Annotated in this window: 22 protein-coding genes and 1 riboswitch; of the genes, 9 read left to right on the top strand and 13 right to left on the bottom strand. The window is 64.0% G+C overall.

From position 1 onward, the window contains the following. The first annotated feature begins 11 nt into the window (after window positions 1–11). Window positions 12–1,082: a D-alanine--D-alanine ligase family protein gene (locus RFN28_RS30810; RefSeq protein WP_430679262.1), complete on the top strand. Its 1,071-nt coding sequence runs from the start codon at window positions 12–14 to the stop codon at window positions 1,080–1,082. 64 nt (window positions 1,083–1,146) lie between these two features. Here RFN28_RS30810 and RFN28_RS30805 read toward each other — a convergent pair whose 3' ends face one another. From RFN28_RS30805 to RFN28_RS30795, 3 genes are all read right to left on the bottom strand, one after another. Beyond that, a complete protein-coding gene (locus RFN28_RS30805; protein WP_320290909.1) occupies window positions 1,147–2,199 on the bottom strand; it encodes a substrate-binding domain-containing protein in 1,053 nt (350 codons plus the stop codon). A 35-nt stretch (window positions 2,200–2,234) separates the two neighbouring features. Next, window positions 2,235–3,230, bottom strand: a complete 996-nt coding sequence (locus tag RFN28_RS30800; protein ID WP_320290920.1) for an ABC transporter permease — start codon at window positions 3,228–3,230, stop codon at window positions 2,235–2,237. A gap of 78 nt (window positions 3,231–3,308) precedes the next feature. Continuing rightward, entirely contained in the window at window positions 3,309–4,820 is a 1,512-nt protein-coding gene (locus RFN28_RS30795; protein WP_320290908.1) for a sugar ABC transporter ATP-binding protein, read from the bottom strand. A gap of 138 nt (window positions 4,821–4,958) precedes the next feature. On the opposite strand from RFN28_RS30795, the gene mtnK reads away from it, so the two are divergent. The 4 genes from mtnK to fba all read left to right on the top strand — a co-directional run bounded on the left by mtnK (window position 4,959) and on the right by fba (window position 9,336). Further along, window positions 4,959–6,233: an S-methyl-5-thioribose kinase gene (mtnK, locus tag RFN28_RS30790; RefSeq protein ID WP_320290907.1), complete on the top strand. Its 1,275-nt coding sequence runs from the start codon at window positions 4,959–4,961 to the stop codon at window positions 6,231–6,233. Beyond that, window positions 6,230–7,324, top strand: coding sequence for an S-methyl-5-thioribose-1-phosphate isomerase (gene mtnA, locus RFN28_RS30785; RefSeq protein WP_320290906.1), 1,095 nt, complete (start codon window positions 6,230–6,232; stop codon window positions 7,322–7,324). The genes mtnK and mtnA overlap by 4 nt, the downstream gene beginning before the upstream one ends. A 99-nt stretch (window positions 7,325–7,423) precedes the next feature. After that, window positions 7,424–7,573, top strand: a riboswitch (FMN riboswitch). 77 nt (window positions 7,574–7,650) lie between these two features. After that, window positions 7,651–8,118: a 6,7-dimethyl-8-ribityllumazine synthase gene (locus RFN28_RS30780; RefSeq protein ID WP_320290905.1), complete on the top strand. Its 468-nt coding sequence runs from the start codon at window positions 7,651–7,653 to the stop codon at window positions 8,116–8,118. A gap of 153 nt (window positions 8,119–8,271) precedes the next feature. Continuing rightward, window positions 8,272–9,336, top strand: coding sequence for a class II fructose-bisphosphate aldolase (gene fba, locus RFN28_RS30775; RefSeq protein WP_059185845.1), 1,065 nt, complete (start codon window positions 8,272–8,274; stop codon window positions 9,334–9,336). An 82-nt stretch (window positions 9,337–9,418) separates the two neighbouring features. Here the strand turns inward: fba and RFN28_RS30770 are convergent, their stop codons facing one another. The 6 genes from RFN28_RS30770 to RFN28_RS30745 form a co-directional block, all read right to left on the bottom strand. After that, window positions 9,419–10,696 carry an MGH1-like glycoside hydrolase domain-containing protein gene (locus RFN28_RS30770; protein WP_320290904.1) on the bottom strand — a complete coding sequence of 426 codons (1,278 nt, stop codon included), beginning with the start codon at window positions 10,694–10,696 and terminating at the stop codon, window positions 9,419–9,421. A gap of 24 nt (window positions 10,697–10,720) precedes the next feature. Further along, window positions 10,721–11,761, bottom strand: coding sequence for an ABC transporter ATP-binding protein (locus RFN28_RS30765; RefSeq protein WP_320290903.1), 1,041 nt, complete (start codon window positions 11,759–11,761; stop codon window positions 10,721–10,723). Window positions 11,762–11,782: 21 nt separating this feature from the next. Continuing rightward, entirely contained in the window at window positions 11,783–12,631 is an 849-nt protein-coding gene (locus tag RFN28_RS30760; RefSeq protein ID WP_320290902.1) for a carbohydrate ABC transporter permease, read from the bottom strand. 13 nt (window positions 12,632–12,644) lie between these two features. Further along, window positions 12,645–13,490, bottom strand: coding sequence for a carbohydrate ABC transporter permease (locus RFN28_RS30755; RefSeq protein ID WP_320290901.1), 846 nt, complete (start codon window positions 13,488–13,490; stop codon window positions 12,645–12,647). Between the two features lie 146 nt (window positions 13,491–13,636). Beyond that, a complete protein-coding gene (locus RFN28_RS30750) occupies window positions 13,637–14,908 on the bottom strand; it encodes an ABC transporter substrate-binding protein (protein ID WP_320290900.1) in 1,272 nt (423 codons plus the stop codon). A 36-nt stretch (window positions 14,909–14,944) separates the two neighbouring features. Next, window positions 14,945–15,988 (bottom strand): substrate-binding domain-containing protein, encoded by a 1,044-nt coding sequence (locus tag RFN28_RS30745; RefSeq protein ID WP_320290899.1) that lies wholly within the window; start codon window positions 15,986–15,988, stop codon window positions 14,945–14,947. 313 nt (window positions 15,989–16,301) lie between these two features. Between RFN28_RS30745 and RFN28_RS30740 the strand changes: the two genes are divergently transcribed. After that, complete coding sequence (locus tag RFN28_RS30740) at window positions 16,302–16,463, top strand: peptide ABC transporter permease (protein WP_320290898.1); 162 nt, start codon at window positions 16,302–16,304, stop codon at window positions 16,461–16,463. A gap of 118 nt (window positions 16,464–16,581) precedes the next feature. Then, window positions 16,582–17,307: an MgtC/SapB family protein gene (locus RFN28_RS30735; RefSeq protein WP_320290897.1), complete on the top strand. Its 726-nt coding sequence runs from the start codon at window positions 16,582–16,584 to the stop codon at window positions 17,305–17,307. A gap of 111 nt (window positions 17,308–17,418) precedes the next feature. Here the strand turns inward: RFN28_RS30735 and RFN28_RS30730 are convergent, their stop codons facing one another. Beyond that, entirely contained in the window at window positions 17,419–19,392 is a 1,974-nt protein-coding gene (locus RFN28_RS30730) for a putative bifunctional diguanylate cyclase/phosphodiesterase (protein WP_320290919.1), read from the bottom strand. Window positions 19,393–19,704: 312 nt separating this feature from the next. Here RFN28_RS30730 and RFN28_RS30725 point away from each other — a divergent pair, with 312 nt between their 5' ends. After that, entirely contained in the window at window positions 19,705–20,736 is a 1,032-nt protein-coding gene (locus tag RFN28_RS30725) for a class I SAM-dependent methyltransferase (RefSeq protein ID WP_320290896.1), read from the top strand. 74 nt (window positions 20,737–20,810) lie between these two features. Here RFN28_RS30725 and RFN28_RS30720 read toward each other — a convergent pair whose 3' ends face one another. Together RFN28_RS30720 and RFN28_RS30715 are read right to left on the bottom strand one after the other, a co-directional pair. Further along, on the bottom strand, window positions 20,811–21,461 hold the full coding sequence (locus RFN28_RS30720; protein ID WP_320290895.1) for a glutathione S-transferase family protein: 651 nt from the start codon (window positions 21,459–21,461) through the stop codon (window positions 20,811–20,813). Window positions 21,462–21,583: 122 nt separating this feature from the next. After that, a complete protein-coding gene (locus RFN28_RS30715; protein WP_320290894.1) occupies window positions 21,584–22,570 on the bottom strand; it encodes a zinc-dependent alcohol dehydrogenase family protein in 987 nt (328 codons plus the stop codon). A gap of 102 nt (window positions 22,571–22,672) precedes the next feature. Here RFN28_RS30715 and RFN28_RS30710 point away from each other — a divergent pair, with 102 nt between their 5' ends. Continuing rightward, on the top strand, window positions 22,673–23,575 hold the full coding sequence (locus tag RFN28_RS30710; protein ID WP_320290893.1) for a LysR family transcriptional regulator: 903 nt from the start codon (window positions 22,673–22,675) through the stop codon (window positions 23,573–23,575). Between the two features lie 108 nt (window positions 23,576–23,683). On the opposite strand, the gene RFN28_RS30705 is transcribed toward RFN28_RS30710, so the two are convergent. Beyond that, on the bottom strand, window positions 23,684–24,120 hold a 437-nt coding region (locus tag RFN28_RS30705; protein ID WP_320290892.1), incomplete at its 5' end, for a group II intron maturase-specific domain-containing protein.

The raw sequence follows: 24,120 nt of genomic DNA, 5'->3' as shown, positions 1-24,120 counted from the left end.
TGGAGATATCGATGGCCGAGAAAAGACAGCGTATTGGTGTGCTCTTTGGCGGGCGGTCCGCCGAGCACGACGTGTCGGTGCTATCGGCGACCAACGTCATGCTCGCGCTGGAGCCGGCGAGATACGATGCCGTCCCGATCTTCGTGACCCGCGAAGGGCAGTGGCTGCTCAGCCGCTTCGAGGACGACGCGCTGGCGAGGCCTTCGAGCGGCACGGAGGTGTGCCTGGTGCCGGGCGGGCGTGGACGAATGCTGGCCGTCCCGGCCGGCGGGCCGCCGCACGAGCTGCCTGCAATCGACATCCTGTTTCCCGTCCTGCATGGCCTGCATGGCGAGGATGGCGCCGTGCAGGGCCTAGCGGAGGTGGCGCGCGTGCCGCTTGCCGGCTGCGGCATCCTGGGTTCCGCTACGGCGCTGGACAAGGACATCGCCAAGCGGCTCATGAAGGCGGCCGGCCTGCCGGTTGCGCGGTCCATCACCATCCTGCCGGGGGCCGCGCCTGCCCTTGCGGAAATCGAACGCGCGCTCGGGCTTCCGGTCTTCATCAAACCAGCGCGCCAGGGCTCCTCCGTCGGAGTCAGCAAAGTCTCCGATGAAAACGGCTACCAGTCAGCGCTCGCCGAAGGGTTCAAGCACGACGGCAAGCTTCTGGCGGAGGAATTCATACGCGGCCGCGAGATCGAGTGCAGCGTTCTGGAGGACATGGAAGGAGGGCTGTTCGTCTCCCGTCCCGGCGAGATCGTGCCCGCGGAAAGCCACGGTTTCTACAGCTATGACGCCAAATACATCGACAAGGACGGAGCGGCACTGAAAGTGCCCGCCGAGCTGCCCGGAAAGATCGAAAGCGATATCCGCGAGACGGCGGCGAAGGCATTCCGGGCGCTGGGCTGCGATGCCATGGCCCGGGTCGACTTCTTCGTGAGGCCGGACATGACGTTCCTGATCAACGAGCTCAATACCATTCCGGGCTTTACCGACATCAGCATGTACGCCAAGGCAATGGCGGCGAGCGGCGTCAGCTATCCGGAAGTCATCGACCGGCTGGTGGCGCATGGCCTCGCCCGCGCCGCCCGATCGACCTGAGTGACCGCAGGAGCAAAAAGAGCGGCCCGAGAGCCGCTCTTTTCCTATACCATCCTGCCCGAGCTTACTTGGCGTTCGGGTTCGGCATCCAGGCCGGCATCGCAACATCGGCATGGGCGAACTGCGGCAGCTTGGCCGACAGGTCCTCCATGTTCTTGATGTCCTTGTCGATGAGCTCCTTCTGGGTGATCAGCGTCGGCGGCACGATGACGTTGTGGCCGGGGTCCTCGCCGGCAAGCAGTTGCGCAAGAGCGCGCACCGAGACCTGGCCGACGACGGCCGGGTTGGTGGCGGCGGTGGCGGCCCAGGCGCTGTCCGGCTCGCGCATCGCGGCAATGTCGGAGGTCGAGATGTCGGCCGAGTAGATCTTGATGCCCTTGTTCAACCCCGCCTCGTCGACGGCGATCTTCACGCCCTTGGCGAACTCGTCATAGGGCGCGAACATCACCTTGATGTCAGGATGCGCCTGCAGCACCGAGCGGGCCTGGTTGGCGACCGAGTTGGCGATCGGGTTGTCGAGCGTGCCGAACATGGCGACTTCGCTGATGCCCGAATGCTTCTTCTTCACATCCACCCAGGTCTCGTTGCGGCGGTCGAGCGGCGCGATGCCGGCGACATAGACATAGCCGGCCTTCCAGCTTTCGCCATTATCCTTGACTGCCTGCTCGAGGGCGAGCTTTGCCAAGTCGCGGTCGGACTGCTCGATCTGCGGGATCTTCGGGTTCTCGACATTGACGTCGAAGGCGACGACCTTGATGCCCGCGTCGACCGCGCGCTGGGCGGCGTCCTTCATCGATTCCGTCAGGCCGTGCTGGATGATGATGCCCTGCACGCCGAGCGCGATCGCCTGGTCGACCATGTCGGCCTGGAGCGCGGCGTCCTGGCGGCTGTCCAGCACGCGCAGGTCGACGCCGAGCGCCTTGGCCTGCGCCTCGACGCCGGAGAGATAGGCCTGGAAGAAGTCACCGGTCGAAAGGTACCGCACCAGCGCGATCTTGACGCCCGGCTTGTCGAACGGCGCGGGGCGATCCGCCGCCAGTGCCGTGCCCTGCATCAGCAGCGCCGCGCCCGCAAGGCCGAGTGCGGCCTTCCCCAAAAGTCTTCTTGTGATGCTCACGTCGATTTCCTCCGTTGTTTATGCCCCGGTCGAAACTATCTCTTGCCCCTGCCGGAAAGGGCGAAGGTGAAGACAAGGGCGACGACGAGAACGGCGCCCTTGACGAAATCCTGCGTGTAGTAAGGGGCGTTCATCATCGTCAGGCCTTGCAGCAGGACGCCGACGAACACCGCGCCGACGGCCGTGCCGAAGGCGTTGGGCTTGGCGGCACCGAGCACCGCGTAGCCGATAAGCGCCGCGGCGACAGCGTCGAGCAAGAGATTATTACCCGAGGCGATATCGCCGCGTCCAAGCCGGGCTGCGAGCAAAATCCCGCCGATCGAGGCAAAAACTCCCGAAATGACGTAAGCCCAGATTTTGTATGCCTTGACAGGCGCGCCGGCGAGTTCGGCGGCGCGTTCGTTGCTGCCGACGGCATACATCATGCGCCCGAAGCGGGTGTATTCGAGGAAGAACCAGATGAGCACCGCGAGCACGATCAGCACCACCACCGAGACCGGGATGAGGCTCGGGATGAAGAAGTCGATGCGGTGGCGGCCGAGCGCCAGGAAGGCTTCTGAGAACTTGCCGTTGGCAACCGAGCCGTCGGGCATCGTCATGCCGGTAGCGATCGAGCGGCCCTCGGTCGGGATGCGCTGCAGGCCGAGCAGCAGGAACATCATGCCGAGCGTCGCCAGCAGATCCGGCACGCGCATATAGACGATCAGCCAGCCGTTGATCAGGCCGACGACCACGCCGATCACCAGGCAGGCGATGACGGCAATGATCGCGTTCTGCTCCAGCACCACCATGGCGTAGGAGGCCGCCATCATGGCGCTGGTGGCGACCGAGCCGATCGAAAGGTCGAAGCCGCCGACGACGAGCGTCGCGGTGACGCCGAGCGCCAGCACGCCGGTGATGGCCACAGACTGGAAGATGAAAACCGCGCTCTGCGGCGAGACGAAACCGTCGGCGGCGATCGCGAAATAGGCGATCAGCCCGACCAGAAGGACGATGAAGCCGTAGCGGATGGCATGGTCACGCAATGTCATCGAATGCCCCCGCTCTGCCGCCCTCTCCGCCAAACTGGAACTCATGCCTGCACTCCAAGTCTCTTCATCGGTACGACCTCACACAGCGCTGCGCAGCGGCCCGCCTGCCACCTCGGCCAGCAGCCGATCGAGGTCGATATCGGCGTTCCTGTGCTCGCCGACGATCGTGTGTTCCGACATCACCAGGACACGGTCGGCGGTCTCCAGCGCCTCGTCGATCTCGGTGACGAAGAGCAGCGTCGCGCGGCCCTCGGCGCTTGCCCTCAGCTTGGCTGCGATGTCGCGCCTTGCCGAGATGTCGACGCCCTGGAACGGCTCGTCGAGGATGAACAGGCGCGAGGTCTGCGACATCCAGCGCGCCACCATCACCTTCTGCTGGTTGCCGCCCGAAAGCGCCGAAAGCTCGTCCTTCTCGGAGCGGCAGACGATGCCGAGCTCGTCGATCTGGCGGCGGGCGGCGACGCGCTCGGCGCGGCGTCTCATGACGGCGAAGTCCGACATGCGCTTGAGGAACGGCAGGCTGATGTTGCGTTCGATGTTGAAGCCGCCGACGATGCCGCTCATCGCGCGGTCCTTGGCGACGAGGAAGACGCCTGCCGCAATCGCCTCGCGCGCCGATCGCGGCGCATAGAGACTGCCGTCCATATGCATGGTGCCGGCGAGCGGCCTGCGAACGCCGAACAGCGTCTCGGCCAGCGCCGTCTTGCCGACGCCGACGAGGCCGGTGATCGCCACCACCTCGCCGGCGCCGAGCGTCATCGAGATCGACTTGGCGCCATGCGCCAGTTGCAGGCCTTCGGCGGTGAAGACCGAGCGCTCTGAGTTTCTGGCGACGACGCGGTCGAGATGGATCTTGCGACCAAGCATGGCATTGACGGCGCCCTCATAGTCGAGCGGCTTCCGGTCGAAGACGCCGGAAATGGCACCGTCGCGCATCGAGACGATGCGGTCGGCAAGCCGCCGGATGTCGGACATGCGGTGCGAGATGTACAGGATGGCCACACCCTGCCCGCGCAGCCGGTCGATCAGCGAAAACAGCCGCTCTGCCTCGGCGCTCGACAGCGAGGAGGTCGGCTCGTCGAGGATCAGCACCTTGGGCTGGTGCGCCATCGCCCGCGCGATCGCCACCATCTGGCGGTCGGCGAGCGAAAGGTCGGCAACACGCGCCCTGAGGTCGATCGTAAGCCCCATGCGGTCGGCGACGGCCCTGGCCTCGGCGCGGACATTGGCAGGCTTGAACAGCAGCGACGCGCCCTTGCCGCTCAAGCGATCGAGCGTCAGGTTGGTGGCGACGTCGAGATCGGCGACCACGCCGTCGTTGATATTCTGATGCACGGTGACGACGCCGGCGCGGATGGCTTCGGCGGGCGTGTTCGGATCGAATGCCTGGCCGCCAAGCCGCATCGTGCCGCCGCCGCTCTCGTAGACGCCGCTGACGATCTTGACCAGCGTGGACTTGCCGGCGCCGTTGGCGCCCATCAGCACGGTGACCTCGCCTGCATAGAGGTCGAGCGAGATGCCGCCAAGCACCTCGTTCTGGCCGAAGGATTTCCTAAGGCCCTGCACACGGAACACGGCATCTGCGCCCATTCGTTCCTCCCTGACCACGACGCTATGGGCTCGTTCGGCAATTGTCAACACGATTGACAATTGCCAGAGCGCTCCCTAGCTTGGCCCCGCCGTCGTGGCTCCGCTATCGTTGGCGACCCACGAGCAGGAGGGGAGAGGATGACCGAGAAGAAGCCGTTCGAAGCATTGTCGGTGGAGACGCTGCCGAAGCGCCTCGGCGAGAACGCGGCACTGGCCGAGCGGATCGGCAGGAATGCCGGCCAGTGGAAAGTACGCGAGGTCGGCGACGGCAATTTGAACCTCGTCTTCATCGTCGAGGGCGACAAGGGTGCCGCCGTGGTCAAGCAGGCACTGCCCTATGTGCGGCTGGTTGGCGACAGCTGGCCGCTGCCCTTAAAACGCTCCTTCTTCGAATATCATGCGCTGACCAGGCAAGAGCGCCGAGCGCCCGGCTCGGTGCCGGCGATCTACCATTTCGATGAGACGCAAGCGCTGATCGTGATGGAATATCTGTCGCCGCCTTACATCATCCTGCGACGCGCGCTGATCGAGGGCCGCGAGCTGCCGAATATCGCACGCGACATCGGTCTGTTCATGGCCCGCACTTTGTTCCGCGGCTCGGACCTGTCGATGGTGACGCGCGAGCGCAAGGCCGATCTCGCGCTGTTCGCCGACAATGTCGAGCTTTGCGACATTACAGAGAACCTGGTGTTCTCCGACCCCTATTTCGACGCCGAGATGAACCGGCACACCAGTCCGCAGCTCGACAGCCTGGTCGCCGAATTGCGCGCCGACCGCGACCTCAAGGTCGAGGCGCAGCGGCTGAAACATCTCTTTGCCGCCAATGCCGAGACTATGCTGCATGGCGACCTGCATTCGGGCTCGATCATGGTCACCGACACCGAGACCCGGATGATCGATCCGGAATTCGCCTTCTACGGTCCGATCGCCTTCGATGTCGGCATGCTGCTCGCCAATTTCTGGATGGCCTTCTTCTCGCAGCGCGGCCATGAACAGAAAGGCAGCCGCGACTCGATGCGCGCCTATCTGCTTAAGGTCACGGCTGAGACCTGGGCGGTGTTCCGCGCCGAGTTGTCGCATTTGTGGCGCACCGAGCGCACCGGCATGCTCTACCAGAAGAGCCTGTTCGAGGATCAGGGCGACAGGCTGGGCGCCGAGCAGGCGCTCGACCACATGCTTTCCGGCGTCTGGACCGACCTGCTCGGCTTTGCCGGCATAGAGGTGCACCGGCGCGTCCTCGGCCTCGCCCACAATGCCGATTTCGAGACCATTGCCGATGCAGACCTGCGCGCCACATGTGAGGCCAAGGCGCTACGCTTCGGCCGGCATATCGCCGTCAACCGGCGTCAGATCCACAGCATCGACGAGGTCAACACCCTGGCCGCGCTGATCGAACAGGAGAATGGAATTTGAACGTCGGCGAGCGCCACTACCGCACTATCTGGCTGAGCGACGACAAGCGTTCGGTCGAGATCATCGACCAGCGCTGGCTGCCGCATGAGTTCCGCATCGAGAGAATCGGAAACGTCGCCGGCATCGCCACCGCGATCCGCGACATGTGGGTGCGCGGCGCGCCGCTGATCGGCGTCACCGCCGCCTATGGCGTCGCCATCCAGATGACCGAGGATCCGTCGGACGAAGCGCTCGACGCGGTGTGGGAGACGCTGCACAGGACGCGGCCGACGGCGATCAACCTGCGCTGGGCGCTGGACGAGATGCGGCGGTATCTCAAGCCGCTTGCGCCGGGAGAGCGCGCCGAGGCTGCCTACCGGCGCGCCGCCGAGATCGCCGACGAAGATGTCGGGCTCAACCGCGCCATCGGCGAGAACGGGCTTGCCATCATCAAGGAGATCGCGGCGAAGAAGAAACCGGGCGAAACCGTCAACATCCTCACCCATTGCAATGCCGGCTGGCTGGCGACGGTCGACTATGGCACCGCCACCGCGCCGATCTATCTGGCGACCGAGGCCGGCATTCCGGTGCATGTCTATGTCGACGAGACCAGGCCGCGCAACCAGGGCGCCCAGCTGACGGCCTGGGAAATGGCCGGCCACGGCGTGCCGCACACACTCATCGTCGACAACGCCGGCGGCCATCTGATGCAGCGTGGCGACATCGACATGGTGATCGTCGGCACCGACCGCACCACCGCCAATGGCGACGTCTGCAACAAGATCGGCACCTATCTCAAGGCTTTGGCCGCTGCCGACAACGACGTGCCCTTCTATGTCGCGCTCCCCTCGCCCACTATCGACTGGACCGTGGCCGACGGGCTTGCCGAAATTCCGATCGAGGAACGTTCCGGCGACGAGGTGTCGCTGGTCTGGGGCAGGACCGCAGCCGGCAACATCGCGCAGGTGCGCGTCTCGCCCGACGCGACGCCGGCAGCCAATCCGGCGTTCGACGTAACGCCGGCGCGGTTGGTGACGGGCCTGATCACCGAGCGCGGCGTGGCCAAAGCCTCGCGCGCGGGGCTGAAGGCGATGTTTCCGGAACGCGGGTGACTGGGTGATCTCCCCTTTGTGGCCCCTTGTGGGGAGATCGGCAGCTCCGGCGTCATCGCCAATTGACAGCGCCTTCCTCCCCCTCCATACCTCCACCGTCAATGTTCTCAGGGCGGGGTGAAAGTCCCCACCGGCGGTAAGAGCACTCTGGTGCCTCAAGCCCGCGAGCGCCTCCTGGCAACAGGAGGGTCAGCAGATCCGGTGTGATTCCGGAGCCGACGGTTACAGTCCGGATGGAAGAGAACGTACGCAAGGACGGTCCGCTCGCGCGGGCCGGTTTTTGCGTAGTGCGTCCTGATTCTGGTTCGAAACGGAAGGAAGGACCCATGAATCAGCATTTCCCCAAAGATCAACGAACCCGCAGCATTGCCGTCATTAGGGCGCGCTGGCATGCCGACATCGTCGACCAGTGCGTGACGGCCTTCGAGGCGGAGCTCGCCGCGCTCGGCGGCTTCACCGTCGATATCTTCGACGTGCCGGGAGCGTATGAAATCCCGCTGCACGCCAAGACCCTCGCCGAGACCGGCCGCTACGCCGCGATCCTCGGCACCGCCTTCGTCGTCAATGGCGGCATCTACCGGCACGATTTCGTCGCCGGCGCCGTCATCGACGGTATGATGAGCGTGCAGCTCGCGACCGGCGTGCCGGTGCTGTCGGCGGTGCTCACGCCGCACAATTTTCACGATGGCGCCGAGCATCACCGTTTCTTCCACGAGCATTTTCAGGTGAAGGGCAAGGAAGCGGCGAAGGCCTGCGTCGAGATCATTGCCGCGCGCGAGCAGATCGCCGCCTGAGCCCGACCGGTGCGCCAGAACTAAACCGATTTGGATTTCAGGACCGCAACGAGAGTGGTTGCGGTCCGTCGGAAATCCGGCCAGAAGCAAGTGGTTGGGCCTCGCCTGACCATTGGTAAATCCCGCCTGCAACCAAATACAGGAGACTATTGGGTGGCTCGCATCACACTGAGACAATTGCTCGACCATGCCGCCGAACACGGCTATGGCGTGCCTGCCTTCAACATGAACAACATGGAACAGGGGCTCGCCATCATGGAGGCGGCCGAGGAGACCAAGTCGCCGGTCATCCTGCAGGCAAGCCGCGGCGCCCGCGCCTATGCCAATGACGTGGTGCTGGCCAAGCTGATCGACGCGCTGGTCGAAATCCACCCCGACATCCCGGTCTGCATGCATCTCGACCACGGCAACAATGAAGCCACCTGCGTCACCGCGATCCAGTATGGCTTCACCTCGGTGATGATGGACGGCTCGCTCAAGGAAGACGGCAAGTCGCCGGCCGACTACGCCTATAATTCCGGCATCACCCGCCGCGTCGTCGACATGGCGCATTGGGGCGGCGTCTCGGTTGAGGGGGAGATCGGCGTGCTCGGCTCGCTGGAGAGCGGCGGCGGCGAGCAGGAAGACGGCCACGGCGTCGAGGGCGCGATCAGCCACGACCAGCTCTTGACCGACCCGGTGCAGGCCGAGCAGTTCGTGCGCGACACCCATGTCGACGCGCTGGCGGTGGCCATGGGCACCAGCCATGGCGCCTACAAATTCTCACGCAAGCCGGACGGCGCGGTCCTGGCGATGAACGTGATCGAGGAGATCCACCGCCGCCTGCCCAACATGCATCTCGTCATGCACGGTTCCTCGTCGGTGCCGGAGGAGCTGCAGGAGATCATCAACAAATATGGCGGCCAGATGAAGCCGACCTGGGGCGTGCCGGTGGAGGAAATCCAGCGCGGCATCAAGCACGGCGTGCGCAAGATCAACATCGACACCGACAACCGCATGGCGCTGACCGGCGCCATCCGCAAGGTGCTGACCGAGAACCCGTCGGAGTTCGACCCGCGCAAATATCTGACGCCGGCCATGGCGGCGATGAAGAAGCTCTGCAAGGAGCGCTTCGAGCAGTTCGGCACCGCCGGCAACGCGCCGAAGATCAAGCCGATCCCGCTGTCGGATATGGCCAAGCGCTACAAGTCGGGCAGCCTCGACCCGAAATTCGGCTGAGTTGGGCCGACTTCGCAATCCCGAACGACACTGGGCAGGAGCCGACAAGGTTCCTGCCCATTTTCGTCATTCCGGCGTGTGCTTACGCGCCGCGCAAAAATTCGATCACCATCGCCGCCGTCCAGGTGAAGCGGCCGCCGCCGAGTGGCGCGCCGTTTAGCGGATCGTAGTACTCGGCAAAACCGCTTTCGGTGATCAGGTCGAGGCTTGATCGGGTGATACGCCGAGCAACCTCCACATGGCCCGCGGCGGCAAGGCCGTCGGCGATCATGTAGTTGACCACCAGCCAGACCGGGCCGCGCCAGTAGCGCTTGGCGTCGAAGCGCTGATCGCCGGGATCATGCGACGGCACGATAAAGCGCGCCTTGCCGGCCAGGCGCTCGATGGTGCCGGAGATCGCAGCAGCCCGAGCCTCCGAGATGGCCGCGAAAGCCGGGAGGATGCCGCCGACTGAAGCGCTGTCGACCAGCTTTCCGGCGACGCGGTCGAGACAGAGATATTGGCCGTGCGCCTCGCTCCACAGCCGCTCCATCGCCGCCAGGCCCTTTTCGGCGCGGGCGCGGTTGGCCTCGGCGATGGTTGTCTCGCCGAGCACTTCGGCGAGGTCTGCAAGGTCGGCCGAGGCACGGATCAGGATGGCGTTGAAGCCGGGGTCGACGATCTGGAATGGTGAGGCGTCGTGCAGGCGCGCATTGTCCCAGCCCAGCCCGCGAAAATGCTGCACCAGCCAGAGATAGCGATCGTACTGCGCCTTGGTCGGACGATGCGCCGGATCGGCATGCAGGATGTCGCGGCGGGTGTAGGGCTCGACGCCCTCGGTCGGAACACGCTCGAAGGCGTCGTCCCAGTCGATCGAATTGTCGCGGCCGGACTCCCAGGGATGAATGATGGCGGCCAGCCCCTGGCCCTTCGGGTCGCGGTTCTCGTAGAACCAGCGGTGCCAGGCATCGATCCTGGGCAGCAGCGCGCGTGCACGTTCGGCGGCGGCCTTCCTGTCCCTGGCGCGGTCGAATAGGCGCCGCACGGCAAAGCCGGCGACCGCCGGCTGGGTGATGCCGGAGGTGGCGGTGGGGCGGCCGGTCCGCCAGACCTCGGGTCCTGGAAAATAGCCGTCGTTCGAGACATGGAAGACGATGTGCGGCACCATGCCGTCGGGCCATTGATGCGCGAACAAGGTCTCGATCTCGGTCCAGGCGCGCGCCTCGTCGTAGTGGGCGAGACCGAGCGCGGTGAGGCACGAATCCCAGTTCCACTGGAACGGATAGAGCCCCTTCGTCGGGATGGTGTAGTCGCCGTGGTCGTTTTCCTTCAGCACCTCGACGGCGCGGGCGATGATGTCATTCTTGGCAGGAACAGTCATGGAAGGTCTTTGGGTCTCTCGGGATCAGAGGGCATTCGTCGTTTCAGGGTCGAACCAACGGATGCGGCCGGACTTCGGGGCGAGCCGCAGGCGGTCGCCAACGGCAACAGTGGCGCTTGAGTCCAGCACGGCGCGAAACAGGCCGCCCTCGACATCGCAAGTGACCAGCGTATGCGGCCCGAGCGGCTCGATGACCCGCACCATGGCCTCCAGCCCCTCCGTACCGGCGTCGACATCCTCGGGGCGGATAGCGAACTCGATCTTTTGCTTGTCCGATTTCGGGCCGGGCAGCGTCAGCCCAGCGACTGTCCAACCGCCGTTCGCGGCCTTGGTCGCGGGGATGAAATTCATCGGCGGGTTACCGATGAAGGAGCCGACAAAGCGGGCGGCCGGATTGCGATAGACCTCGACCGGCGAAGCGGCCTGGACGATGCGGCCCTGATGCATGACGGCGATGCGGTCGGCGAGGCTCATCGCCTCGACCTGGTCGTGGGTGACATAAATGGTGGTGGTCTTCGATGCGGCCAGCACGCCCTTCAGCTCAGCGCGCATCTCTAGCCGCAGCAGCGCGTCGAGGTTCGACAGCGGCTCGTCCATCAGGATGACGTCGGGCTCCATGGCAAGCGCGCGGGCGACGGCGACGCGCTGGCGCTGGCCGCCGGAGAGCTGACCCGAATAGCGTTTCAGGAGTTGCTCGATATGCATGAGCTCGGCGGTGCGGCCGACACGGCGCTCGACGTCGGCCTGCGGCAGCTTCTTCATGCGCAGGCCGAAGGCGATGTTCTCGAACACAGTCAGATGCGGGAAGACGGCATAGTTCTGGAACACCATGGCGATGCCGCGGTCGCGCGGCGGCAGATGGTCGACGCGGCGGCCGCCGATCCAGACCTCGCCCTGGCTCGGCGTCTCCAGCCCGGCAACGATCCTGAGCAGGGTGGTCTTGCCGCAGCCGGAGGCGCCGAGCAGCACCATGAATTCCTGATCGGCGATGGTGAGGTCGATCTGGTGCAGCGCGGCGAAGCCGCCGAAGCGCTTGGCCACTCGCTTTAAGGCGATTTCAGCCATGAGCCGTCTCCATCCCGCACCTCATCGGTTGGCGATCCCCCACATGGCGAACAGATATTTCCTGACGGCGAAGATGAAGATCAGCGCCGGCACAACCAGAGCCGCACCGCCGGCGAATTTGAGATAGAGCGGAGACTCGCCGAGGCTCTGCAGCAGGAAGGCGGTCAGCGTGCGGTTCTCAATGGTGAGCACGGCGGCGGCGAAGACCTCGTTCCAGGAAATGGTGAAGGCGAACACGGCCGACGCGGCAATGCCTGGCAGAGCTAACGGCAGGATGACCTTGCGAAAGGCCTGCCAACGGGTGCAGCCGAGCGTCCAGGCCGCTTCCTCCAGTTCGACCGGAATGCCGGAAAACAGCGAGAAGGTGATGAGCACTGCGAAGGGCAGCGCCAGCGTGGTGTGCACCAGCGCCAGTCCGATCGCGGTGTCGTCGAGGCCGGTGCGGATGAACATCACCGCCAGTGGCAGCGCCAGCAGCGGCAATGGAAAGGCCCGCGTCATCAGCACCAGGAAGCGGAACGTGCCCTTGCCCGGAAAGTCGAAGCGCGACAGCGCGTAGCCGGCCGGCGCGCCGAAACCTATGGCCAGGATCATCGTCAGCGTGGCGACGAGCACCGAGTTCCACAGCGCCCTGGCGACACCGGCGAAATTGATGAAGAAGGATAGGCTGCCGAGATCGAAGGACGGGAAGAAGCGCTTGGGGAAAGCGGTGACCTGTTGCGGCGACGACAGCGCGTTGACGATCAACAGATAGATCGGCAGCAGCACCCAGACGCAAAGCAGGATGGTGGTGGCGACCAGCAGCCAGCCGCCGGCCTTGCGCGCATCGGCGGCAGCGGCGACGACCGGCGCTTCGGCGACGGCGCTCATATGCGTGCCTCCTTCATATCCGTGCCTCCTTCGGCACGCGCAGCACTCTCAGGAAGAACAGCGTGAAGCCGATCGAGATGGCGAGGATGAGCAGCGCCGAGGCCGCTGCGACATTGCGGTCCTGCAGCGCGAACTGCCAGTTGTAGGTTTCGCCCATCAGTACCGGCAGATTGGTACCGCCAAGGGCAGCGACGACGGCAAAGACCTCGAAGGCAAGGATGACGCGCAGGATGACTGCCGTCTGCAGGCTGGGGCGGAGCAACGGCAGTGTGATACGCGCGAAGCGCTTCCACGGGCCGGCGCCGAACACTTCGGCCGCCTCGTAATACTCTTTCGGGATCAAGCCCATGCCGGCGACCAGGATGACCATCATGATCGCGGTGGCGCGCCAGATCTCGGCGAGCGCCACGGCGATGAAGATGGTCAGCTTGCTCTGATAGCCGAGGAACATGATCGGCCGATCGACGATGCCGAGCCCCGAGAGCAGTGTGTTGAGAAAGCCCGACTGGTCGAAGATGGCGAGCCAGATCAAACCGGCGGCGAGGTCGGAAATGCCAAGCGGAATGGCGAAGATGTAAAGCGCCGCGCTTCGCCCGCTCTCAAGCCGCGACACCACACTTGCCATCGCGAGCGCCATGACAAGCTGGATTGGCACGACGATTGCCGCAAGCAGCAGCGTGTTGCGAACGGTGACCGGAAACTTCCAACTGCCGGCCATGGTGCGGAAATTGTCGAGGGTGAAGACGCCGTCGCGGGTCACCGCCTCGAAGGCGACCAGCGCGAACGGGTAGAGGAAGAAGACGCACAGGAACAAACTCGCCGGCATCAGCAGCAGATAGGGCAGAGCCTTGCCGTGCATTGGTGATGTCCTTCGATGCTGCGGTCGAATGTTGCGGTCCGGGCGCCCGGAGCGCAACAAGCTCCGGGCGCCCCCTCGGGAGGATTATCTTATTGTTTGACCATGATCTTTTCCGAAAACCGGCTTCCACTTTTCGGGATCATGGTCTAGTCGACCGGGCAAGCGCCTTCGGATGGCTTGTCGGGTGCCCAGCACGGCGCCTTGGCCTGGTCGATGATCGCCTTGAGCGCGGCCGCCTGCTGTTCGAGCACACCATGCACATCCTCGCCGCCGAGCACGATGCGCTCGAAGCTGTCAGTGTAGACCTGGTTGAACTTGCCGCCGAGATCGCCAAGCCCCATCGGCAGCAGCGCCGGCAGCGCGTCGCGAGCGCCAGTCATTGCACCGATCGCCGGGCCGAACGCCTTCACCGAGGCCGGCATGTCATCGGGCAGCTTGACGTCGACGACGGGGAAGAAATTGGTCGCCTTCAGTGTCGCGATCTGCGTCTCCGGCTTCAGCATATAGGCGACCAGCGCCTTGGCCTTGTTCATGTCGGGCGAGGTTTTGGGAATTGCCACACCGGCCACCACCGGCATGAAGCCGCGGCCGGCTGGGCCGGCCGGCGCCGGGAAGGCGACGAACTCGTCGGGCTTCTTGTTGAAGGCATCGGCAAGCCGCGCAACGTGGTCGAACGCCACCCATACCTCGCCTGACAGCAGCGGTTCCTGCATGAAGGCGTAGTTGGTCGAATTCGCGTTGGTGTACTGCCACAGCTCCTTGAACTTGTTCCATGCCGTCTCCGCCTGCGCCGAGCGGAACTTGGTCACCATCGAGCCGGTGTAGGACGGATAGAGGAAACCCTCGAAGAAGCGGTGCTTCAGCCCTTTCGGACCGGCCGGAAAGCCGAACTTCGGCGAGCCGGTCTTTTCGGCGATGTTCTTCACCCATGCGATTAGTTGGTCGTAGGTGATGGTGTTGAGATCGACGCCGTCAGGCAGATATTGCAGCGCTTGTTTGTTGGCCGCCATCAGGTAGGTGGCCTGCATCCACGGCATGTATTTCTGCTCGCTGGTGCCAAGCATGCCGAGCTTCCTGTAGGCCTCGTTGACCTTGGCCTGGCCGACATCGACGCCGGACAGGTCGACGAGGTTGGCGCCCATGGTGGAGAAGTCGCCATGCAGGCCGCCGAGCAGGCCGATGGTGCCGGAGCCCGCCTGCAACTCGGCCTGCAGGCGGGTGAGCCAGGGGCCGTCCTCGGCGACTTGATAATCGACCGGACCCTCGAAGCCTTTGAGCACCTCGTCCCGCATCTTTTGCGTCTCCTCGACAGGGCGCGCCTGTGTCGACCAGAACAGCACCTGCTGGGCATGGGCACCGCCAACGGCAAGCGATAGTGCCAACGCGGCACCCGCCGCTTTCTTCAACATGGTCTTCATGCTCTTCCTCCCTGTATGGGCGCCGTCATAGCGGCGTCAGCTTCTTGTTCGAGGCGCGACTCCATGGCTGGCCCGTGGCACCAGCGTCGGCCGGATCAGCCGCGTCAGCGGCTCGGCCGTCTTGTCGGCGATGACGGTGAGCAGCATCTCGGCAATCTCGCGCGCGCACTGGCGGATCGAGGCGTCGAAGGTGGTGAGACCCGGGGGCGCATAGACCGAGGCGACGACGTTGTCGAAGCCGATGACGGAGAGGTCGCGCGGCACATTGAGGCCGGCGCGCACCGCCTCCTCCATCACCGTCAGCGCCAGTTCATCGAACAGGGCGACAATCGCCGTAGGCCTGTCGGGAGCCTGCAGCATCCGGTTGACGGCCTGGATGCGAGCGCCGCGATCGAAGCGCGGGGCGGTCGCCACGTCGAGCCGCACCGATGGATCGCCGCGTCGGGCGATTGCGGCGGCGAGACCATCCTGCCGTAAATGCCGGAACGTCATCGGCTCGGAAATCGTCACCAGGCCGAAATGCCGGTGGCCGAGATCGTAGAGCATATCGAAGGCTTCGCCGAAGGCATGCGCGCCATCGGTGTCGAGCCAGTTGTAGTCGAAATCGCTGTCGAGCAGCCGGCCATGCGCGACGAACGGAAAGCCACGCCCACGCAGATAGGCGAGCCGCTCGTCGACCTCGGCAATGCGGGTGACGACGACGCCATCGGCGCGTCCGGATTCGACGACGTGGCGCAATACCGTGATCTCGGCCTGATCTTGCGCTGCCGTGGCGAGGATGAGATCGGTGCCATGCGGCACCAGGCCTTCGCCCAGCCCAGTAACGAACTCGCCGAGGAAGGAATCGACCAGGTTTGGACCGCGGATAGGCAGCACCAGACCGACGAAGCCGCTGCGGCCGGAAACCAGTGTGCGCGCGGCGGTGTTGGGCACATAGCCTGCCTGGCGCGCCGCCTGGGCAACGCGCTCGCGCGTCTTCAACGCGATCTGCTGATGGCCGGCAAGCGCCCGAGACACTGTCGTGATCGACAGGCCGAGGCTCGCAGCAAGCTCTTTCAGCGTCGTGACACGGGCCGGCAATCGTTCCTCCCGAATTCAGTGTTGAAACGTTTGTAATTGGCTTTTGTGGAATTGCAAACGTTTTAAATTTCGCAACGGGCGCCGAAGATCAAGCCGAGCCCTTGTCGGAAATGGCCAAAGCGCTCCAAGTCGGGCCGTCTCCACTCGAAATTTCGCCTTACCCAGCATCTCCCGCGTCCGGCTGCGTCCGGTCGCGGGAGCCTTATGCGCCCTGCCGCCCCCGGCCAGCACGAATTCGGCGGAACCTCGTGCCGGCAAATCGGTTCCTCCATCGACACCTCTCATGCTCGTCCGCACAGCGAAGGAGCAGGCAATGAGCGAGGATCGCGACAAGGAAGGCCGACGGGTCTTTTCCGGTCAGGATGCCAGACAGGGCGAAATCATCCTGCGCACGCGCACCCGCCGCATCATCTTTATCGCCGGGTTAGTCGGCATCGTCGTGCTGGCGCTGCTGCTCAGCTTTGCTGTCCGGTGAAGGACTATCACCCCCCGGACGTTCTCCCGCATCGGCTAAGGAACCATCCGTGGCCCGGTCTAGTTGAACACCCCAGAGACATTGGAGGCGCCGCGAGCTAACGCCGCCCTGACAATCGATGTTCGAGTCGCTCTGCTGCGGTATGCCGCTACACCCGACCTGGCCTGACCTCGTCGGGCGGCTGCTGCTGACTTTGCTCGCCGGTTTCCTCATCGGCCTGAACCGCGAGGCGCGCGGCCATTCCGCCGGGCTGCGGACGACCATATTGGTCGGTCTTGCGGCCTGCGTTGCCATGGTCCAGGCAAACATGCTGCTCGACATGATCGGCAAGGGACCGGATACCTTCGTGCGCATGGATGTGTTGCGCTTTGCGCTCGGCGTGCTCACCGGGGTCGGCTTCATTGGCGGCGGCACCATCCTGCGGCGCGGCGATCTCGTCACCGGCGTCACCACCGCGGCCACGATGTGGATCATGACCATGATCGGGCTCGCCTTCGGCGGCGGCCAGTTCGGCCTCGGCGCGATAGCGACGGTGATGACCCTGGTGACGCTGCAGGCGCTGAAATGGGTGGATCTCAAGATCTCGCGCGACCACAAGGCGATCGTTTCCGTGTCTTGGCCGCAGAGTTCGCCGCCCGATCTCCAGGATATGGTACGGCCGCTCGGCTATGCCGCGCACTTCGTCGGCATGGAGCACGACACCGGGCGCAATCGCTTTGTGTTCTCCTTCAAGCTCGATTGGAAACAGCCCGAAATCATGGAGCCTTCGATGGAGGTGCTGGCGGTGATCTCCCAGCATTGCGAGATAGAGCGGTTCGAGATGATTGCCGAAAAAGAGTCCTGACCTTTCGCCCGGCCTCAATTCCGGGCCGTGCCGGTTCCTCCCCCGAACAGGCAAACCTCACACCGTCCTGTTTTGCGTCGACGCGGCCGCCACTCACCGCCTGCGCCGCCGTCATGCGGACTTTAGGACGGTAAACGGACGTTTCTGGATGGCCCGCTTTGCCTGAAAACTTGCGGCGGGAGCGGGGCGGCCAACACGATAACCTTGGACCTTGTCGATGCCGAAATCGCGCATAAGCGCCATCTGCTCGTCAGTTTCCACCCCTTCGACCAGGATTTTGTGGCCGCGATTGCGGACCAGGGCGATAATGTCCTGGAGCATTGCCATGCCCCTCGAAGTGCCGCAGTCGTGAAGAAACGAGCGGTCGATCTTGACCGTATCGAAATCGATGAGGCGAAGCCACGAAAGGCCTGCGAAGCCCGTCCCGAAGTCATCAAGCCATATCTTGATCCCCAGTACTTTCAAGTCGTTGATGCAGCGCAGAACGTCCGAATGCATCTCCATCTCGAGGCCTTCGGTAATTTCGAAGGCCAGCCTGCTGCCGGCCACGCCGGTCTCGCCCAAGATGCTGGCGACAGAGGTTGCGAAACCAGGTGTCTTGAGCTGAATGGGAGAGACATTGACGCTGACGACGCGGATGTGATCGTCCGCCAGGAGCTCGGCGCACACCGTCCTTATCGCCCAGCGCCCGAGTTCCAGGATGGCGCCGGTTCTTTCCGCCACGGGAATGAACAGGCTCGGCGGAACCAAAGTGCCGTCCAGCATTTTGAGGCGCATCAAAGCCTCCACGGCTTCGACCTTGCCCGACGCGACATCCTGGATGGGCTGATAAACGAGCGAGACGAGATTCTGGCCAATCGCGATTTTCAGCAAGGCCGCGATGTTCTCACTCTCGTCGCTGCTTTGGGGATCGGTCGGATCAAACAGCCGGGCACAATTCCTGCCTCCGGCTTTTGCCAGATAGAGCGCGCGGTCGGCCTCATGAATGATCTTTTCCAGCTTGGCGCCGGCCTGCGCCCTGGTGAACGCGGCGCCGACGCTCGCCGTGACGATCGAGATACCGTCCCGCCGCAACTCGTGGGGAAGCGCAAGGCTCTCCACCGTGCGGCGAATGGCTTCCGCAAGATCCGCGACTTGGTCCTTTTTGTCCATGCGAGCCAGGACGATGAATTCCTCACCGCCATAGCGCCCGATCGAGCCATCATATTGTCTGACAAGATCGCTAAGGGCATTGGCGACTTGGATCAGGCAACGGTCGCCTTCCTGATGGCCGTAACAGTCGTTGAATTTCTTGAAGAAGTCCACGTCGATAAGGATCGCGGCAAAACGGTTGCCAAGCCTTTGCCAGTCACTCCAGCAGTCGCGCAGCTTCTCGTCGATCGCCCGCCGATTCTCCAGACCTGTGAGCGGATCCGTCCGCGACAGTCGCAGCAGGGCCTTGCCGCGTTCGGTGGCCTCGTTGTGCTGAATTTTGGCTTCCAAGGCGTTCAGGAAGACGTTGTAACGCTCTCCATTCAGCTTCCAGTTCACATATGACGTGAACGTGAAGCACGAGATATAGAAGGTTCCAAATACCAATTTGTATGTTAGCGTAGCCGGCACAAGGTAATTTACTATATATAATATGCATAATATTATAGTTGACGTGATAATCGATAATTTAAAGCTTAGCGTGAAGAATAGATTGGCACTCATCATGAATATAGTGCCGAACACCATGTAGTAAGCGACGCTTTCTCTGTTTGCACCCATGAATGCCGGGCAAAGCCAACCGATATATCCAAAGATGATGGCCCCGGCGCAGGTCACATCGAGCCATTCCGTCGCGGCCCCGCGGCGAAGTTGTTCTTCCAAAGTCAACAGCGCGGTGATTCCGACGGCAAAGCGCGCCACAATCGTATAGGCTGCCACATCAGGTATCAGCAGCAGATCCGTTGCCGAAAACAGCAGATAGATGGCAACGGCCATCCATAGCCCTGGCCTGGCTTCCGTCCTCCGCTTCGCCTGGGCTTCCTTTCGGTAAAGGATGCGGAGCTCGTCAGGCCCCGGCTCGTAGCGGGGTTCGTACGGTTCCACATGCGCCATATCGGCCAATCCGGATGACACGCGTTCGTTCGCAATAAGCCCCGGCTGACAGGGGTTTTGCGTTCCGAACTCCTTTCCAGCTTCTGCCCCCACGCGGGCCGACTCCTGAGACACGATTTGCCACGCAATCAAATGCACTGGCGCAAGACAAGTTTGCGTTAACTGGAACCAGGAATCCGAGCCGCAAGGCGCCCAAAGAGCAGAGATGGTTAACGGGAAATTAATCATACCGCTAAAATGCGCTCGGCCCCAGATTGGCAAATCGAGCATTCTACGCAATAAGTTAACTGACTGTTAACTATGGGGTGACGCGTGCAAACTGTCCTTGATGGCGAAAGCCTAATTACCGCCGAGTTGATCGCGGGCAATCTTCATCGAACGCCCGAGCATCATGGCGAAGCGTTCGAAACCGCCCGCGCCGAGCTTGCGCTCATTCTGCACGCGACAAGCCAGCAGATCGAACAAGGAAAGAACCCGGCCGAGACCGTTCGCCGCCTGCTGTCGACCCTCAACGCGCTGCGATCCAAGGTTCGCCCCGACGTTTGGCAAGCATTGATACCGGTGGCGCAGAACCACCCGATCCTGGAATATTTTCTGGAAGATCCGCTGACGCGGTGGTCCTTCACCAAGCCCAGGGGCTATTCCGGCGACGCGCAGCTGCTCGACTACATCTATTGCGATCCGCACGTGGCCGACAGCGTGGCGAACGCCTCGGAAATCGGCAAGGCGCTCTATAGTCATACCCAGAACGTACCGTCGTGCATCGCAGCACGCGAACGGCGCGATCTTCTGACCCGCTATGTCGATGAGACCGCGGCCAAGAATGGATCGCAAACCGAGGTCCTGGCGATCGCTGCCGGCCATTTGCGGGAGGCCAATCGTTCGACCGCGCTGGCTGAAGGGCGTCTCAAGCGCTGGGTTGCGCTCGATCAGGATCCCCTGAGCGTCGGCTTGATCGCGCGCGAATTCCAGGGCACCGCGGTCGAGGCGGTCGACGGTTCGGTGCGAACCGTCCTCACCAGGAGCCAAAAGCTTGGCAAATTCGATCTCATCTACGCCTCCGGCCTTTACGACTATCTTGCACACAACGTCGCGGTAAAGCTGACGAAGACCTGCTTGCAGATGTTGAAGCCCAATGGGACGTTCCTGTTCGCGAACTACGCCGTGGGCAATCCTGACGCCGGGTACCGGGAAACGTTCATGGACTGGGTGTTGCTGCTGCGGTCGGAGGCCGATATGTGGAACATCATCAATGCCAGCGTCGACCGTAACACCGTCGAGGCGCAGGTGTTCTTCGGCGAGAACCGCAACGTGCTGTACGGCGTCGTGAAAAAGCGCGGCTAGCCCCCTTTAAGCGAACCGGCGGACGCTTTCCGCAACGCAGCCGGATATTGGGCAATCAACCCGGAGCGGCCCGATCAGCCGCTCGACGCCGCGGCGGCAACCGCCAGCTGGGCAGCGATGGCGCGCTTGAAGGCGGGGCGCGCTTCGGCGCGGGCGACATAGGCGGCGAGGTTCGGAAATTCGTCCAGCAGCCCCGACCTGTTCAACCTGCGCAGCACCCCGACCATGACCAGGTCGCCGGCGCTGAAGGCACCGTCGAGCCAGTCGGCATCGCCGAGGTGACGAGAGAGATCGCTGAGCCGCTTGCGTATGCGATCCTCGACGATGGGCAGGCGCTCAGCCTGCCAAGGCGCGTCGCCTTCGAGGAGCACGGCGCTTTCGCGTTCCAGGATCGGCGGTTCCACTGTGCTCAGCGCGGCAAACATCCATGTGATGGCGCGCGCCCGGGCGTTTGCGTTCTCAGGCAGCAGGCCGGCATGGCGCTCCGCGATGTGGAACACGATCGCGCCTGACTCAAACAAGGCGAGATCGCCTTCTTCATAGGTCGGGATCTGCCCGAACGGATGCAGCGCGCGATGCGCGGGTTCCTTCATCGCGGCAAACGAGACAAGGCGAACGTCGTAGGGTTGGCCGACTTCCTCGAGCGCCCAGCGAACGCGCATGTCACGCGCCTGCCCCCTGCCGCCATCAGGCGAGCGTTCAAAGGCGGTGATGGTGAGGATCATTGGAAGGCTCCGGGTGCATGATTGGCGAGGGTGATGTGCACGATCGCGACGATCTTTCTTTGCACCTAGAGGACGAACGACGAACACGGCTCCCGACAACTCATCCCATTTTCTTTGGGGCCTCAAACCGTCACGACGATCTTGCCGAACTGCTCGCCCGATTCCAGGAAGCGATGCGCCTCGACGATTTTGTCGAACGGGAAGGTCCTCGCGATCACCGGCCTCAGCGCGCCCGATGCGAGGCCGTCGAGAATGAAGCGCTTAGCCGCTTCCAGCCGCGCCGCATCGCCGGTGATTTCGTGGACGAGATAGCCGCGCAGTGTCAGCGTCTTGGCCAGCACATCGAAGAGCGGGAACGGCGTTGGCTCGGGGCTCAGGCCGCCATATTCGATGAGGATGCCGCCGCGCGACATCGCCGCCGCCAGCGGCCTGAAGATCGGGCCACCGACCGCATCGAAGACGACGCGCACGCCCTGCGGCGCGATCTCCTTCAGCCGCGCTTCCAGATCCTCCTCCTGCGAGGCCACGACATCAGCGGCGCCGGCGTCGAGCAGCGCTGCCTTCTTGGACGATGTCCGGGTGACGGCAACCGGTATGGCGCCGAGCTTCTTGGCGATCTGGATGGCGGCGAGGCCGACACTGCTCGACGCAGCGGTGACGACGACGAAGTCATTCCGGCCGAGACGAGCGGTGTCGACCAGCGCGCCATAGGCGGTGAGATACTGCATCCATGTCGCGGCGGCCGCTTCGAAACCAAGCGACGGCGGATGCTTCACGACGAGCTCGACCGGGACGGTGATGAGCTCGCCATAGGCCGGCCAGCGCGCTATCGAGCGCGGCGGGATGATGCTCACGGCATCGCCCGTCGCGAAACCATCGACGCCCTCGCCCAGCGCCTCGACGATGCCCGCCGCCTCGAGGCCGAGGCCCGAGGGCAGCGCCGGCGTCTCGATGTACGTGCCGTTACGCATCGAGGCCTCGGCGCGGTTCAAGCCCAGCGCCTTGACGCGGATCCGCACCTCGCCCGGGCCGGGCGGCGAGACCTCGACCTCCTCGATGCGCAGCACTTCCGGACCACCGTGACAGTGAAAGCGAACAATGCGCGCCATCCATTCAACTCCAAATCCAATCGATGGAATGGACTATGCAGCGATATGTAGAAGGGATAAATCGCGCGGTGGGCAGAACAGTCGAAACGGTTGGTTTTGAATATGGATCGCCTCGAAAGCATGGAAGTGTTCGTCAGGGCGGTCGACCTCGGCTCGTTCGCGGCCGCCGCGGCGGCGCTCGACCTATCGGGCCCGATGGTCGGCAAGCATGTCCGCTTCCTCGAGGAACGCCTGGGCGTGCGTCTCCTCAACCGCACGACGCGCCGCCAGAGCCTGACCGATTTCGGGCGCGCCTATTACGAGCGCTGCAGGATGGTTCTGGCGGAGGCGCAAGCCGCGGATGCGCTGGCGGCCGACCAATTGTCGGAACCGCGCGGCAAGCTGCGGGTGACCATGCCGGCGCATTTCGGCCGCCACTGCGTCACCCCGATCCTGCTCGAGCTCGCGCGCCGCTATCCGACGCTAGAGCTCGACCTGTCGCTCAGCGACCGTTTTGCCGACCTTGTCGAGGACGGCTTGGATCTGGCGATCCGCACCGGAACGCTTGACGACAGGGCCGGCATCATTGCGCGTCGCGTCGCGCGCCAGCCCATGATCGTCTGCGCTTCGCCGTCCTATATCGAGAGATTCGGCCGGCCGCTTCAGCTCGAAGACATTGCCGGCCATCAGGCGATTATCTACCGGCGGCTCGGCCAGGCGCTGCAGCCGTGGCTGTTCCCGCGCGACGACGGCTCGGTGGCGGAGATCGCGCCGGCTGGGCGGCTGCGGCTCGACGACCTCGACGCGATCGCTGATGCCGCGACCGACGGCATGGGTCTCGCCTGGCTGCCATACTGGCTGGTGCGCCATCGCGTCGAGGCCGGCACGCTTGTCCGGCTGCTGCCTGACCAGGCGGATTATCTCTACGACTGCCACGCGCTCTGGCTGCAGACGCCGCATCTGCCGTTGAAGGTACGGCTCACCGTCGATGCGCTGGCGGCCCGCCTGCCGAAACTGACGTCCTAGCCTGCCAGGAGCGCGACTGCCGCTACCAATCGGGATAGGGGGGAGCCTTGCGGCCCCGCCCCTCCCACACCACCCTGCGTACGGGTCCGTACAGGGCGGTTCGGTTGGTTATGCGGTTTTTGCGGATGTGAGGGAAGCGAGGCCGATGGCTGCGAGGAATGCGTTTGGCAGTGCCATGGCGAGCGCGGGGCTGTTGCTGATGCGCCAGGGTCCGAGCGCGCTGCTGGCGGTTTGTGCCGCCAGATCGCGCCCGACGCCGCGGCGACGCAGCTCCGCAAAGCGGGTGGGTCCGCGCTTCCATTGCTTCCAGGCGATGGATCGAAGCCTGCGCCTGATCCACCGGTCGAGGCGGCTCAACACCGACGGGGTTTGGCAGAAGCCGAAGTAGCCGCGCCATCCTTTCAGATAGAGCGACAGCTGCTTGGCTATCTGCGCGAGGCTGGCACCCCGCGTCCGCATCGTCAGCGCCCGTACGCGCTCCTTGAACCGGGCAACCGCCTGCGGTGCGATCCGACGCCGCGGCGCCTTCTCGTCGGTGAAGCTGA

Origin of the sequence: Mesorhizobium album (assembly GCF_033977205.1) — a bacterium.
GTDB classification, from domain to species: Bacteria; Pseudomonadota; Alphaproteobacteria; order Rhizobiales; family Rhizobiaceae; genus Mesorhizobium; species Mesorhizobium album.
The sequence above is the reverse complement of the archived record's forward strand: the minus strand, read 5'-3'. Positions and strand labels throughout refer to the sequence as shown.

Excerpts from the sequence above, each read along its gene's own strand:
- RFN28_RS30810 (WP_430679262.1), top strand. The coding sequence starts at position 12 with ATGGCCGAGAAAAGACAGCGTATTGGTGTGCTCTTTGGCGGGCGGTCC.
- RFN28_RS30715 (WP_320290894.1), bottom strand. The coding sequence starts at position 22,570 with ATGGCGCGCATTGTTCGCTTTCACTGTCACGGTGGTCCGGAAGTGCTG.
- RFN28_RS30795 (WP_320290908.1), bottom strand. The coding sequence starts at position 4,820 with ATGGGCGCAGATGCCGTGTTCCGTGTGCAGGGCCTTAGGAAATCCTTC.
- RFN28_RS30760 (WP_320290902.1), bottom strand. The coding sequence starts at position 12,631 with ATGAGCGCCGTCGCCGAAGCGCCGGTCGTCGCCGCTGCCGCCGATGCG.
- RFN28_RS30710 (WP_320290893.1), top strand. The coding sequence starts at position 22,673 with ATGGATCGCCTCGAAAGCATGGAAGTGTTCGTCAGGGCGGTCGACCTC.
- RFN28_RS30735 (WP_320290897.1), top strand. The coding sequence starts at position 16,582 with ATGTTCGAGTCGCTCTGCTGCGGTATGCCGCTACACCCGACCTGGCCT.
- RFN28_RS30800 (WP_320290920.1), bottom strand. The coding sequence starts at position 3,230 with ATGACATTGCGTGACCATGCCATCCGCTACGGCTTCATCGTCCTTCTG.
- RFN28_RS30780 (WP_320290905.1), top strand. The coding sequence starts at position 7,651 with ATGAATCAGCATTTCCCCAAAGATCAACGAACCCGCAGCATTGCCGTC.
- mtnK (WP_320290907.1), top strand. The coding sequence starts at position 4,959 with ATGACCGAGAAGAAGCCGTTCGAAGCATTGTCGGTGGAGACGCTGCCG.
- RFN28_RS30720 (WP_320290895.1), bottom strand. The coding sequence starts at position 21,461 with ATGATCCTCACCATCACCGCCTTTGAACGCTCGCCTGATGGCGGCAGG.
- RFN28_RS30740 (WP_320290898.1), top strand. The coding sequence starts at position 16,302 with ATGAGCGAGGATCGCGACAAGGAAGGCCGACGGGTCTTTTCCGGTCAG.
- RFN28_RS30770 (WP_320290904.1), bottom strand. The coding sequence starts at position 10,696 with ATGACTGTTCCTGCCAAGAATGACATCATCGCCCGCGCCGTCGAGGTG.
- RFN28_RS30755 (WP_320290901.1), bottom strand. The coding sequence starts at position 13,490 with ATGCACGGCAAGGCTCTGCCCTATCTGCTGCTGATGCCGGCGAGTTTG.
- RFN28_RS30765 (WP_320290903.1), bottom strand. The coding sequence starts at position 11,761 with ATGGCTGAAATCGCCTTAAAGCGAGTGGCCAAGCGCTTCGGCGGCTTC.
- RFN28_RS30730 (WP_320290919.1), bottom strand. The coding sequence starts at position 19,392 with ATGGCGCATGTGGAACCGTACGAACCCCGCTACGAGCCGGGGCCTGAC.
- RFN28_RS30750 (WP_320290900.1), bottom strand. The coding sequence starts at position 14,908 with ATGAAGACCATGTTGAAGAAAGCGGCGGGTGCCGCGTTGGCACTATCG.